The following is a 13,809-nucleotide window of genomic DNA, read 5'->3' as shown; positions in this document are numbered from 1 at the left end:
CAGCGGCAAAAGTGTTTTTATTTCAGTTTTTCATACATTAAAGCTTTAAATATCTGCAACTGCCGCCTTTATGCATGATCACCCAATAGTTGTTTTCATGGCGCTTTTGATCTTAGGCTATGGATTGTTTTCCAGAAAAGCTGAAAACTCCGTTGTCACAGCTCCGATGGTTTTTGTAGTCATTGGCCTCCTGGTGAGTTTTTTTGACTTAGAACTGCTGCAGGAAGGCCCCAAGGCCAACTTTGTAAAGCCTTTGATGGAGTTCACGCTGCTTTTGGTCCTGTTTATCGACGGCTCCACGATAGATCTAAAAAGCCTGAAACAGGACCGAGCATTGCCTTTCCGGCTTTTGACCTTTGGCCTACCGCTCACCATGATTTTGGGGGCGTATTTGGCTATCGTAATGTTTCCCGAGATCAGGCCGCTCACGCTCATCCTCATGGCTTTTATCCTATCTCCCACGGATGCCGCATTGGGCCAAGCCGTCGTGACAGGTGAGCAGGTGCCGCGCCGAATCCGACAGACGATCAATGTGGAAAGCGGATTGAACGACGGAATAGGCCTTCCTCCTATCCTAGTCTGCATTGCTCTACTATCGGGATCGGCAGGCGAGGGCTTTGACAGCCAGTATTGGCTGGCTTTCGTCGCCAAACAATTTGTCTTTGGCCCGTTGATCGGCGGACTGATCGGATGGCTCGGAGGCAAGCTTGTGGAAATCGCCTTCCGAAAAGGCATGATCACTCCTATCTACCAAATGCTGGCATCGGTTTCCATTGCAGTGCTGGCGTTTTCAGGAGCGGAGCACTTGGGGGGAAATGGCTTCATCGCCGCCTATGTGGCAGGAATGCTTTTGGGTACCCAAAATGAACATGTCCGCGAGCGGATGAAGGAGTTTGGCGAAGCCGGAAGCCAGATCATGATCCTGTTTATTTTCCTTCTGTTCGGAATGTTGCTAATTCCCATTTCCTACCCCCTCTGGAATTGGAAGATGCTTGCTTATGCACTGCTCAGCCTTACGGTGATCCGGATGGTCCCAGCCGCAATCAGCCTCTACAAGTCAGGCCTGAACCAAAAAACCATTTGGTTCATCGGCTGGTTTGGACCTAGGGGAATTGCGTCTGTGCTGTACATGCTGATGGTTATTATCGAATTGGGAACAGTAGGATACGAAGACATGGTCAGCATCATCACGCTCACTGTGTTGTTGAGCATTTTTCTCCATGGAATAACGGCAGTGCCGCTTTCGGGGATTTTCAAAAGAAAGTATTGAATCAAAGTCCTTTAAAAACAATTTCGCCGACGGTTTTTCGCAAAGCTTCTTTCTGTTAACTTATAGTCAACCTTCTAATTGAACCCTATGTGCCGGACGCTTGTGCTTGCTTTTTTACTTGGGATGCTGACATATCCCCAGATTCTCTCCGCCCAAAATCTCAAAAACCGCATCCAACCAGGCAAGATGTATAATGCGGGCGATTCGATTTATACCCCTCGATATGGATTTAGCGGACTGATACCCCAAGGCTGGGTAGGGGTACTTCCCAGGGAAACGGAAGTTTTTCTGCTCAACTCCACGTCTGGCACCTTCGGGGAGATTTTTGTCTTTGGGAGGGAAAAAATAGATCTCAGCCAACTTGCCGAGTCTTGGAAATCTGGTGTGAGCGTATCCGAAACCGTCACGCTAAAAGCCACTGATCCCACCATCGAAGGGGATCTGCTATACTCCCATGCAGAAGCAGTTGGCAACTACCTTCCACCAAAAAACTATCGTGCTTTTGCAGCTACCCGCTGCGGAGAGGCTTGCATTACGGTTTTGGCAATTTCGGAGGAGTCAAATGCAGAAGCCTCCTCACAAGCTGCACTAAAACTTCTCAAAACCGCTGTCTTGTCCACGCCCAGAGAAATAGACCCTTATGAGGGCTTTGACTGGAAAGAATTTCTATCGGGTAAACTCCTGATCGCTTTTGAAGGATTCACAGGCGGAAAGCAACAGACCAAGGTGACGCTTTGCGAGGATGGTAGTTTCCGTGCGCAGATTTCCAAAAAGGGAATGATGAAAGACACCAATCCAGACTACAAAGGAGGCATGAAGGGTTCGTGGGCGGTGGAGGGAAATAATTCCCAAGCCACGCTGACCTTGACTTTCGAGAAAAAAGGCCTCGCTCCCTTCGTGGCAAATCTAAAATTTGTCGACGAAGAACTCTACATCAATGAGGAGCGACACTATGCCAGCCAGACGGAAAAGTGCGATTGAGCAAGCTCACGACTTTTGTCGATTCCGCTGATTTACTTTTCATACGATCTCTCTAGGGATTGAGGAACTTTTGATAGTAGGCCATCTTTTCCTGGTTTCCGGTAGCCTTATGCAGGAGGTAAAGATTCTGATAGATCGATTTGTTGGAGCCATAGTTCAGCGCATCCTCCAGCACAGTGATTGCCTCGCGCTCTTTTCTTTGGGCAAGCAGCGCAGAGCCTAAATTGATGCGGGCCATCAGCGGATCTTCCGGCCCAGCTTGCACCGCATATCTGAAATATTCTTCTGCCTTGGGGTAGTTTTTCTCCCTGGCAAAGTAAATCACCCCCAAGTTGGTGGAGACGACCGCGTCGTTACGGTCTGCCGCAAAGGCCTTCAAAAACTCAGCCTTTGCCGCCAGTGTATCCCGGATCTCCAATAAGGCCCTGCCATACGCCAAGTGGTACTTTGGGTATTTTTCAATGCCTCCATACTGCTCAAAGTCCGGCTCTGCCTCGCGGAAACTTTTGACCGCCGCGGGAAAATCCTTCTTGTTAAAAGCCTCTGTACCAGCAGTCATGGCCATTTGAAATGCGAATTGATTCACATCCACTTGTAGGGAATCTGAAATATTGAATTGGCTTGCCTTATCCAGATCCCCAATCTGGGTGTAGAGGAATACCAATGTTTTTTTCAGTTCAGGCTCCGCCTTCTCCGCCAGAGCTTTCTCAACAGCAAGTAAAGCCTCTGGGTAACGCTGCATCTTCATATAACTCAGTCCGAGATTTTTGTAGGTGGCAAACAGGTCCGGCTTTTCAGCCTCCAGTGCTTTCAGATACATCGATACGGCTTCCGCGTATTCGCCCTTTTCGTAGCTGAGCATTCCCAGCTTAAACCATGCGTAGTAGATTTTGGGGGCAACTTTGATTGACTGACGTAATACCGCCTCTGCCCTTTTCTGATCCCCATATCCCAGCAGCGCCTCGGCAAGTGTACTTAGGTATCTTGGGACGGGATTATTGCTACCCAAAATTGCCAGACTGGCATCGTACTCTTGGACAGCCTCCGCAAAAAAAGCCTTGGCGGACTCTGGAGAAGTCTTTTCCAGTTCCTTCCCTTGCAGCCTCAGCTCCTCCGCATACATCATGTGGGTACGCCAGCTCCTCGGGGCATCGATGACTCCGGATCGGGAGAGCGTCATGTTGCTTTCCCAAACCTTTGATCGATCCCAAGTCTTCCAACTGTACGCAAACAAAATGGGAGCTATAACGAGCAGTGAGAAAACGGCCTTCTTTGGCTCCTCCACGCGTTTCCACAACTGATAGACCCCAACCACAAGCAATACACAAAACGCAAGCGAAGGCACAAACAAAAAGCGTTCGCCAACATTGGATCCGATCGTCAACGACGAGCTCAGATTGGCAAAGATCGAAAAGCAGGCAAAGTAGAAGATCAGCCAAAAGGACCAAACGCTTTTGGTTTTTAGGCCACGATAGGCGGCATAAAACAAACCTGCAAACACCAGCAGGCTAAAAAGCACGAACGGGTCCGTCAATGTTTTGACAGTAACCTGGCTGAAAGAATAATCCCACGACAGCGGATGGGGAAAAAAAAGTAGCTTCAGGTATTCCAGATAGATAAATAGATTGGTGGCCAGTCGCCCGCCTGAATCAGTCCCGTATAGCACACTGTTGAGGTAGGTACTATAGGTGCTCGACGACGGATCGAGTACCATACCTCGGATCAATAGGTATAATAGCGTCGGTACGAAGAGAGAACCGGTTGAAAACAATGCTTGCTTTGGGCTTTTGTTCAGAAAAAACCAAGACACGAATCCGGCGACGGCCAATAGTGGCAAAGCTTCCTCTTTGGACAGCAAGGCCAAAAAGAAAAGAAAACCGGCAAGCACTTCCAATTTGATGTCTTTTTTCTGCTGTCCCTCGATCCAGACGAATAAAGCGCCAAAACCGAATAGTGCCGCAAGCAGCGTGTCCCGGCTCTTGACCGACGCGACTACTTCGGTATGGACAGGGTGTGCCGCAAACAAGGCCAGCGCGAGCAATCCAATCCAAGCCGGGAGCCTACCTAAGACGCAGATCTTCTTCAAAAAAAATCCTACCACCATGAGACAGAGAAAATACAGCAGCACATTAATCAGGTGCCCGTGGCTGGCGTCGAATTCTCCAAAAATGTCGTGCTCCAAGGCAAAGGTCAGGAGTGTAAAGGGCCGGTACGTCCCGGAGTTGACCGGTTCGATGGAGAGGAAATTCATCGAGCCATTCGTAAAAAGTGCCCAAGTCTCGCTTAAGCCTTTCTGGGTCGCCCAGTTGAAATACGAGTAGATCCCGTCATCACCAGAGTAGCCGTAGGGGACGGTCTGGAAATATAGAGCAGCACCAAAAAAAGCAATAACCAGTATCCAAATACCGTTTTTTTCTACCATTCTAAGTTTAAATAATCTGCTCCGCCTAATTTACTAACCAATCTATTAATTCCACTGTAAACAGAAACTTGCACTACGAAAAAAAATCTCCTTTTCCGTCCTTGAAAAATTAGGGAAAGACCAAATCTTCTCACTGCGTTTTTTCTGATTGTGAAACTGAGTTTAAGAAAATTAATTCGGCATCGTATTTAGAAATCCTTTTTTTTCATTTAAGTATAAATATTTTAGATGATTTTTTGCCAAAATGTAGAAACGATACACTCCAGTTGAAAAATATTTTTTAAAAACTGGCTCGATTTTCGAAAGAGGTAATGCAACCTATCAGACTGATTCTTCATCTATAAAACCAAAAGCCCATGTAATAAACCCAGCTTCAAAATTACCGTAAGACCAAAACACCCCAACCGCCAGGCTAACTACCACAAGCTAAACCACAAAACACCATGAACACGCGCTTTATCACTCGCATCTTCGGATCTCTCCTACTAGGCCTTGCCCTATTGGTGGCGATGTTTAAACCTTCACAGGCAGAAGCAAAAAAACAGCCTGCCATAGGCTTTCAAGTTTTCTATGATGAACTTTCGCCCTACGGAGACTGGGTAAAAGATGCCCGATACGGCTACATCTGGCTCCCAGCAGTCCGCGGCGATTTTCATCCCTACGGCACCGAGGGACACTGGGTAATGACCGAATACGGCAATACTTGGGTATCCTATTATGACTGGGGTTGGGCACCATTCCACTACGGACGCTGGTACTTCGACGACTATTTCCAGAGCTGGGCTTGGATCCCCGGCTATGACTGGGGACCTGCTTGGGTCAACTGGCGAAGTGGCGGGGGATACTACGGCTGGGCTCCTCTGGGGCCAGGTGTATCCATCCAAGTGAGTGTAAACATCCCCAGTTTCCACTGGGTATTTATTCCCAACCACCGCATCCATCACCACTACGCGTATCGGTACTACGCTCCCCACAAAACCAAAGTAAAAATATACAACAACACCACTATCATCAACAATACCGTGGTGTATAACAACCACAACTACGTAGGTGGACCTCAGCGAAGAGAAGTGGAAAGAGTCACTAGAAATCCGGTTCAGATCTACAATGTACAAGCTACAAATGCTCCCGGCAGAGCCGCAGTATCCAGAAACTCTGTTACCCTCTACCGGCCCGACGTACAAAATAGTCGGGGTAGAACGAATGACATAAGGCCATCCAGAGTCATCGATGCAGCAGAGGCAAAGACCGCCAGATCCAATCGAGAGCTCAATAGTTCTTCTCCATCCCGAAGTACTTCACCAGCTTCGTCTTCTGGCGGCAGATCTGTACAGAATACGCCGAGCAGAGTAGGTCAAAGTTCAGGCGCCGCAACGAGAAACCCATCTCCTGGCAGATCGGAAAGCCCAAGCGTCAAATCCGGCAGCCAGAAACCGGTGGTAACTCCGATGCCAAACAATACACAAAACCGAAGCACAACCTCGGCTCCTTCTCGTACCCAAAATTCGGGTAGTAGGGAAATGTCTCCATCCCGGTCTACTGAAGTGAAAAAAGAAGCGTCAAGGACTCAGCAAAGCGCACCGCCCCGTGGCACAGTACAACAGTCACGCCCAAGCCAAGCCCCAGCTCGGACGACTTCGCCTCAAGTGAGAAAGTCTGAACCATCAAGGAGCCAGATGTCCCAACCCAGCAGAAGTCAACCGACCAGACCTTCCTCATCTGGCAAATCAACTGCACCGGAACGAAAAAGCTCTTCTTCCTCCAGTCGGACATCAAGCACTGGAAGGTCCTCAAACAATTAAAATCTATAGGTAATCCCAACTAGTAAAGGCTTGGCACATAATGCGCTAAGCCTTTTTTTTATCTGACAGTCAATTACCCCCCGACTTGGGCATTAGATATTATATACAATGCGGCAAGATTCTCGAGTCTTAATAAGCAGCTATTAATCGGTCTTTCTATACCAAGACACGAAGCCATTCAATAAAAAAGTCGCCCCGCATAATGCGGAGCGACCTTGATTTGAAGCAAGTTTTCCAGCAAATTCTGAAAAACATGCCCTTTGATTAGTTAGCGTATCCCGGGTTTTGGGTCAGGGATGGATTGCGCTGAAGCTCCTGCTCAGGAAGTGGGAAGAGCATGGTCGACTCTTTTACGGTAGCTCCAAAGAAATTAACCGCACCGACAGCATCTACAAACTCGATGTCGCCGGAGCCATCCTCTGCTGGCTGAGGGAACTTTCTGGTTCGCATCACGTCAAACCAAATCGGAAACTCAAATACCAGTTCTCTGACTCTTTCTTTCCAGACTTCTTCTACAAATTGATCCACTGAAAGAGAGGAAAGCTGGTTGCGGATCGCCTGGGGATCCTGTTTCCAATATGCTCGTCCCCTGATCTGTGCCAGATAATCTACCGCTTCCTGGGTCACTCCCTCGGACTTGGCGATGGCCTCCGCCGCGATCAGCAACACATCCGCGTAGGTGGAAACCGGAATATCACGGCTCGACTGCGCTGAACCAAAAATCGCCGACTCATCCATCCACATATACGGGGAGGTGTTAAACTCGATGTTTTCGCCGTCGATGACGATAGAAGAATGGAAATACTGCTTTTCCTGTACTCTCAAATCGTTTTCGGCATCGTATGAGTTCAAGAGGTCTGCAGTAGGTCCATAGGCATTGTTGGTAATGGCGTAGGAAACCAAAGGAGCCATACTGACAGGGAAGCTGAGCGCAGGATAGCCATTGTTGGCGATCGCCGCGTCAAACTCATAGTAGTAGATGTATTCGCTCGGGATTTGCTCACTGTCTTTGATCTTGTTGTAGGCGGAGCCATTGGCAGCGAGCTCACCGCCACCGGTGCGGGTATGCTGCACCAGGGAGTAAATCCCTGAGTTGATCACCTCACGGGCAGCCTGTGCAGCTTCTGCATATCGATTAGCATTCACGGCGGCACCGCTCATCGTGAGATTGACCTCAGCTAGGAGCGTCTGGGCCACACCTCTAGTGATTCGACCCGCGTTGCCGACCATCGTCGCCTGCGGAAGACCACCCGAGCTGATCGCAAAATCCAGATCTTCCAAGATCAAGTCATAAACTTGCGCAACCGGAGTACGCTCCAGGAAGAGATTTTCTAAGCTTTCATAGGGCTCAGTCACCAATGGTACATCGCCAAACATCCGCGCAAGGAAGTAGTAATTGTAAGCACGGAAGTATCTCGCCTCAGCCAAATAGCGGTTGGCATCCGCCTCACTAAGACCAGGAGTCGTAGGAATATACTTGATCGCATTGTTGGCACGGGAGATTCCTACATAGATATCCGACCACATCGAGTTGAAATAATCCGACAGGTTCAAACCGTCGAAGACGATGTTCTGTCCTCGCTGCACGTGGAATTCCTGCCCTTTGTAATCGTTGTCCACAAAACCGGAGACATACGCGCCAAACATGATGCGCGATCCGGAGTACACACCGGTCTCATACATCTGCATGGCACCTCTCCTATAAAGCGCGTTGACTGCGTCACGAGCATGCTCCGGTCGCTGGAAGTATTGGTTGGAAGCCACCTCATCTACCGGCTTTTCTTCCAAAAAGCCCTCACAAGAAGCGGTCAACAAGCTCAGTCCAAGAAATAGAAAATTTATCTTTTTCATCTTAAGTTCTTTTTGGGTTAGAATTGAAGGCTTAGTCCAAGGGTGAAGGTTCTTGGTCTCGGATACTGGAAGAAGAAGATATTCTGCCCCCACTGGTTGCCTTCCCAAGAGGATGCCTCAGGATCATATCCTTTAAAATCCTTGGAATGGATTAAAAACGCATTCTGCACGTTTCCATATACCCTGAGATTTTTCAGTCCTTTGCTTTTAGCCATCACGTCGTTGAAGGTATAGCCCAATGAAATCAGGTTGCCTCTGATATAAGATCCGTCAGTCACCCAATGGCTGTCCACCTCAGAGTTTTGTCCAGAGTAGACGCCATTTCTGATCTGCTGCACCATCGTATTTTGGTTTTCCTCGGTCCAAGCATCATACAGCGTGGAGGCCAAGCCACTGGCAAGTCCCGTACGGTCTTCGGTAGAGTGGAAAAACTGCTGGAGAATGTCCACATCCGCTACAAATTGGATATCCAATGTGAAGTCGAAGTTTTTGAAGTACACATTGTTGATGAATGAACCCGTCCACTTTGGCAGTCCGTTGCCGATGATCATACGCTCTGCGCTGCGCTTAGCTTCCCCTGGGATCGCTCCAACCTCGGCAGCAGCTGCCGCCTCGTCAGTGCCCCAAGTTCCCAATCGCTGAAAGCCCCAGAAGGAACTCAGCGGCTCGCCCACTCTCAGGATGGTCTGGCTACCCGACACCCAGTTTGGTCCCGGGAAGATGTCCTCGTTATTTTCCCCAAGTTTTTCGATCTCATTGATGTTGTAGGAAAAGTTCAGATTGGCGTCCCAGTTGAAATTCGCGTTGGAGACAGGGAAGGCTTTCACCAAGACTTCGATACCTCTGTTGGACACGGAGCCGATATTATCCCTTACTGCCGAGAATCCCGAGGAAGAAGGAACCGGTCTATCCAACAGCAAGTCCGTGGTCAACTTATGGTAATAGTCAAAACTGAAGGTCAAGGCTCTATCCAATACCGAAAGGTCAAAACCGATATCAAACTGACGTGTTTTTTCCCACTCCAGATCTGGATTTGGAAGTCGGTTCACATAGCTGATCGGAGCACGAGTGCCATTGATCAGCGTGGTAGCCGTAGAGATGGTACCCAGTGATTGGTAGGTTGGAATCTCCGTGTTACCGGTGATACCAAAGCTGGAGCGGAGCTTCAGCTCGTTGATCGAGTTGCTCATGCCCTGCATGAATGGCTCATTGGAAATCACATAGCCCAAGCCTACAGATGGGAATACCCCATACTTGTTGTTGTCACCAAATCTTGAAGAACCATCCACACGACCGGTGAAAGTCACGAGGTATTTGCTCTTGTAATTATAGTTACCTCTCAGGAAGTAGGAGTTCATGCTCCACTCGTCATAGCCCGAGTTGGGAGTTCCCGGCTGGGAAGCTGCTTGGATTCGGTTGAAAGTGAATGTATCGTCCGAGAAGCCAGTCGCGCTTACATTGAAGAACTCGTCGGTTCTTTTCTGCCAGCTGAGACCCGCCATGGCGTTGATCGAATGGTCACCAAACTCCTTTGTATAGGTCAGGTAGTTTTCCTGTTGCCAGTAGAAGGTTCGGGAATTGCCCAAGTAAGCATAGCCATTTGGAGAGCTGATGTTGATCAGGTCCGTCGGACTGTAGGTCTGCTCGTTATAATCGTTTTTGTCAAAACCAAATTGAGTCCTCAAGTCCAATCCCGGCAGGATGTGGAAGGTGGTGTACAGGTTACCAAACAATTTGGTGCGCTTTCTCAGTCTGTCCTGCGTAGTCAGTACGTGGACTGGGTTGGGGATGGCTTCAAATCCATAAGGATCGGTTACCATTGAGGTGTTGCTCCAGGTGCCATCCGGGAATTTCACCGGGAAAATAGCCGGCATTTCGATCATGGATCGTCTTGGCATTTGGTGACCGCCGCTTTCTTCGAAGACATTTTCCTTGGTGCTGTTTGCCAAAAGGTTCAAGCCGATTGACAGCCATTTTTTTGGATTCGCATCGTAGGCAAACTTCCCGTTCACACGCTCCAGGTAATTGTTGAGCATGATCCCTTCCAGATTGGAATAGTTTAGGAATGCTCCGAAAGAAGATTTTTCGGCTTTGGATTGGAAGGAAAGCTGGTGGTTATTAGAAACAGCCGTTCTGGTCGCTTCCTCTTGCCAGTCTGTATCATACAAGGGATTTCCGTTCGCGTCAAAAAGATTCGGGTCGTTTCTGGTAAACGCCGGAATCGGAGAGCTGCTGTATTTGCTGTGGTTGGCAAATCCTTGCTCCAAAACCTGCATGAATTCTTCGGCGTTGAGGACATCCATTTTCTTGGGCAGCACCCCGATGCTGACATAACCATCATAAGATACGATCTCGCCGGTTGATTTTGCCCCCCTTTTAGTAGACACCATCACTACACCGTTAGCACCTCTTGCACCGTAGATGGCTGTAGAGGAGGCATCCTTCAGCACTTCCATGCTTTCGATGTCATTGGGATTCAAAAACTCGATGTTTTCCATTACCACACCATCCACTACATAAAGTGGCTGGGAAGAGGAGTTGATCGTGCCAAGTCCCCGGATCAAGACTCTAGGACTGGATGAAGGAGAACCCGAATTCAAGAACACGTTCACACCCGCTACCTTTCCTTTCAATCCCTGGAGCGCATTGGCAACAGGAGCCTTGAGTAGCTCTTCTGCACCGACCACACCCACAGAGCCGGTCAAGTCGGACTTCTTTACTGTACCATACCCGACTACCACGACTTCGTCCAGCCCCTGCGTATCGGTCTGCATAGTCAGGTCAAATACGCGGCGCTCGCCGACTTCCATCTCAATCGTTTGCATCCCGATAAAGCTAAAAATCAACACCGACTCAGAGGACGCCACATTCAGCTTAAACTTCCCGTCAACATCGGTCACGGTCCCATTGGATGTACCTTTTTCAATGATGGATACACCGGGCAGTGGCGTATTGGTGTCATCTACTATGGTACCGGTGATGGTTTCCTGCGCGACAAACTCTATGCTCACCGACTCAGGGGAACCACCCTCATCCACTCTCACATGGATGTTTTGGTTGATTTGTTTGAAGTTGAGACCGGTCTGTTTGGAAAAGTCGACCAGTACATCGTACAGACTTCCGGAATTGGAAATCGTCACCAAGGGAAGATCGCGAAGCTGACGGTGGTTGTACACGAAGTTGTAACCTGTCGCTGTTTCGATCTTTGTAAACGCGTCCTGAATGGAGGCGTCTTGCAGCTCTATCTTGACCGGTACTTCATCGATGGCCTTGACCTGGGCATTACCAGAAAAGGCGAAGAGAACACTCATCGAAAAGCACTGAATCACAAAGCTGTAAAGGATAGTTTTGGACATAGCCAATAAGCTTAACAGTATGCTTTTTTTCATAACTTTAAATCATGTTTAGACTATTTGAGAATGGTTTGAACTGAGGTTTTGATTATCCGCCAAGACCTATCAAAACCGAGACTGGCCGGGGTGAGCTTTCACCTTCGGCCTTTTACTTTTCTTTGGTTTGTTGCATGGGCTATTGGGTTAAGAGTTGAATTGGATATATACTTTTTTGCCTTCGATACGATAGTTGAACCGGGAAGAGTAGCTCAGCCCCTTGAGGATATTTTCGAGGCTTTCGTCCACAAACTTGCCCGACACATGCAGGCTCGGCGGAACGCTGTTTTCAAAAACCAGCTCTACTCCAAACCAGGCCTCCAGTTTCTTTCCGGCTTTTGAAAAAGAGGCCTTTTCAAAAATCAGGGTCTTGTTCATCCAGGAAAGGACTTTGTCAGGATCAAAATCGACCCTTTCCCAATCTTGGCTTTCGGGCGATGCCCGAACTCCCTGCCCTGGCACCAAGCGCTGCTCCAGCCCAGCCTGATCACTGTTCACTAAAACCTCCCCTTTGACCAGCGAAATGGAAATATCCTCTCCGGGAAAGGAAAACACATTGAACTCGGTACCCAAGGCCGTGGTGGAAATTGACTGAGTCTTCACGATGAAAGGCCTGGATGGATCGTGCGCGACCTCAAAGTATGCCTCACCCTCCAAAGTGAGCAGACGGAGCGTGTCTGTAAATCCCTTGGTATAGGTGATCTTGCTTCCCGAATTCAAAAACACAATCGAGCCATCCTCCAGGGTAATCGTCGACTTGACGCCAAAAGGCGCCTGAAGCACCTCGGTCTCCGCCACCACTGGCATGGATTCTTCACGCTCGGGAGTGATACTTCTCGCCAGCAAATATCCCAATGCGCCAAGAAGAACGAGGATGGCCGCGGCCTTTCGTCTCCAGGCGTTTTTTGTCTTTTTTTCCGCCGCTAGGTTGTGCTGTTGGATAGCGGACCAGGAGTCCAGAGTGACGATCTTAGTCTCCTTGTCTGCTTGAGCTTCCAAGCTCATTTGCCTGGAAATCTCCAGCCACATCCCCTCCTTGGCGGCGCTCGCAAGCCCTGATTTTTTCTTGGAGAGATGGATCAAAAGCTTCCGCGCCAACTTGATATCGGCGATTTTCTCGGGATGCTCGGCCAAAAAATTCTCCCAATAGGCTCTTCCCTCCTTATCGTTAGCGAGTATCCAGGCCCTAAAGTCCGGGTCCAGGATAAAGTCTTCAACAGAATAGTCGGCCTTGCTCATAGGTGCTGCGTTCTTCTTTAAGAGACCAGCCCGGCAAAAAGTTATCCTTTATTTTTTCACTTTTTTTAAGAAAAAAAATGAAGGCAAGATACATCAGCTAATCAGAAGGAAAAGGAGTACGACATCTACCACCTTTAGCATTTGCTTTTTCAGCCTTTCCAGCGCCTTCCACGCCAGCGTATAAGTCGAGCGGAGATTGATATTCATGATCTGCGAAGTCTCCTCGTAGGAAAAATCCCTGAAAAAAAGGCAATCGATCACAGCCTTTTGTCGTTTGGGAAGCTCATCAATCGCCTCGCTGAGCCTCACTTTGAGATGGGACTGGACTTGGAAATCAATGAGTTTGGACTCGGTACTTTCCACCAGCTCCCCGGTCTCTTCCATGTACTTTTGGTGAAGCGCCTCCGCCTTTTTGGACATCTTCCCCTCTCTGAAAATCCGGTTAGCCAAACACTTGTAGAGATAAAATCTCACGTTTACTGATGTGCTGAGCCGAGCGTGATACCTCCAAAGATCCAAGAAAACGTCTTGGATGGCATCTTTTACTTGGCTTTCGCTACCAGCCAGCGTCATCCCAAAGCCAAAAAGTTCATCTACATACGTCTCATAAAAAAAACGAAGCGCCGACTGATCCCCTCCTTTTAATTGCAGCCAATAGACCGACTCCTCCTCGGCAATTTGGAGATTTGGGTTCATTCTAGTAGTTGGGTTAGTTAATTGGATTGAAGGTAAAAAAAGCAATGCCTGCCTACTTTTCAAAATACATTTCAATCAATTGCCTCTCCAAAATCGAGGCGGCGGCCCCCTTTCTTTGTTTATTGTCTCTCAGCGAACTTCTGTCTCGAATTTATGCAA

General features: G+C 48.6%; 8 protein-coding genes. 3 read left to right on the top strand and 5 right to left on the bottom strand.

From position 1 onward, the window contains the following. Nucleotides 1-70 precede the first annotated feature (70 nt). The gene (locus J0A67_RS20060; protein ID WP_206571176.1) at nt 71-1,270 is read left to right on the top strand and encodes a cation:proton antiporter; all 1,200 of its coding nucleotides are present in this window, start codon (nt 71-73) and stop codon (nt 1,268-1,270) included. A gap of 87 nt (nt 1,271-1,357) precedes the next feature. Continuing rightward, complete coding sequence (locus J0A67_RS20055) at nt 1,358-2,251, top strand: hypothetical protein (RefSeq protein WP_206571175.1); 894 nt, start codon at nt 1,358-1,360, stop codon at nt 2,249-2,251. A gap of 52 nt (nt 2,252-2,303) precedes the next feature. Here J0A67_RS20055 and J0A67_RS20050 read toward each other — a convergent pair whose 3' ends face one another. Next, nucleotides 2,304-4,673 carry a tetratricopeptide repeat protein gene (locus J0A67_RS20050; RefSeq protein ID WP_206571174.1) on the bottom strand — a complete coding sequence of 790 codons (2,370 nt, stop codon included), beginning with the start codon at nt 4,671-4,673 and terminating at the stop codon, nt 2,304-2,306. 443 nt (nt 4,674-5,116) lie between these two features. Here J0A67_RS20050 and J0A67_RS20045 point away from each other — a divergent pair, with 443 nt between their 5' ends. Further along, nucleotides 5,117-6,475: a DUF6600 domain-containing protein gene (locus J0A67_RS20045; protein WP_206571173.1), complete on the top strand. Its 1,359-nt coding sequence runs from the start codon at nt 5,117-5,119 to the stop codon at nt 6,473-6,475. Nucleotides 6,476-6,739: 264 nt separating this feature from the next. Here the strand turns inward: J0A67_RS20045 and J0A67_RS20040 are convergent, their stop codons facing one another. The 4 genes from J0A67_RS20040 to J0A67_RS20025 form a co-directional block, all read right to left on the bottom strand. Beyond that, a complete protein-coding gene (locus J0A67_RS20040; RefSeq protein ID WP_206571172.1) occupies nt 6,740-8,326 on the bottom strand; it encodes a RagB/SusD family nutrient uptake outer membrane protein in 1,587 nt (528 codons plus the stop codon). A gap of 17 nt (nt 8,327-8,343) precedes the next feature. Next, a complete protein-coding gene (locus J0A67_RS20035; RefSeq protein ID WP_206571171.1) occupies nt 8,344-11,682 on the bottom strand; it encodes a SusC/RagA family TonB-linked outer membrane protein in 3,339 nt (1,112 codons plus the stop codon). A gap of 180 nt (nt 11,683-11,862) precedes the next feature. Next, the gene (locus J0A67_RS20030) at nt 11,863-12,954 is read right to left on the bottom strand and encodes a FecR family protein (RefSeq protein ID WP_206571170.1); all 1,092 of its coding nucleotides are present in this window, start codon (nt 12,952-12,954) and stop codon (nt 11,863-11,865) included. Nucleotides 12,955-13,047: 93 nt separating this feature from the next. Continuing rightward, on the bottom strand, nt 13,048-13,650 hold the full coding sequence (locus tag J0A67_RS20025) for an RNA polymerase sigma factor (RefSeq protein WP_206571169.1): 603 nt from the start codon (nt 13,648-13,650) through the stop codon (nt 13,048-13,050). Between the last annotated feature and the right edge of the window lie 159 nt (nt 13,651-13,809).

Source organism: Algoriphagus aestuariicola (assembly GCF_017254835.1).
GTDB classification, from domain to species: domain Bacteria; phylum Bacteroidota; class Bacteroidia; order Cytophagales; family Cyclobacteriaceae; genus Algoriphagus; species Algoriphagus aestuariicola.
This window is presented reverse-complemented; position numbering and strand designations above follow the sequence as displayed.

Excerpts from the sequence above, each read along its gene's own strand:
- J0A67_RS20050 (WP_206571174.1), bottom strand. The coding sequence starts at position 4,673 with ATGGTAGAAAAAAACGGTATTTGGATACTGGTTATTGCTTTTTTTGGT.
- J0A67_RS20045 (WP_206571173.1), top strand. The coding sequence starts at position 5,117 with ATGAACACGCGCTTTATCACTCGCATCTTCGGATCTCTCCTACTAGGC.
- J0A67_RS20025 (WP_206571169.1), bottom strand. The coding sequence starts at position 13,650 with ATGAACCCAAATCTCCAAATTGCCGAGGAGGAGTCGGTCTATTGGCTG.
- J0A67_RS20035 (WP_206571171.1), bottom strand. The coding sequence starts at position 11,682 with ATGTCCAAAACTATCCTTTACAGCTTTGTGATTCAGTGCTTTTCGATG.
- J0A67_RS20030 (WP_206571170.1), bottom strand. The coding sequence starts at position 12,954 with ATGAGCAAGGCCGACTATTCTGTTGAAGACTTTATCCTGGACCCGGAC.
- J0A67_RS20060 (WP_206571176.1), top strand. The coding sequence starts at position 71 with ATGCATGATCACCCAATAGTTGTTTTCATGGCGCTTTTGATCTTAGGC.
- J0A67_RS20055 (WP_206571175.1), top strand. The coding sequence starts at position 1,358 with ATGTGCCGGACGCTTGTGCTTGCTTTTTTACTTGGGATGCTGACATAT.
- J0A67_RS20040 (WP_206571172.1), bottom strand. The coding sequence starts at position 8,326 with ATGAAAAAGATAAATTTTCTATTTCTTGGACTGAGCTTGTTGACCGCT.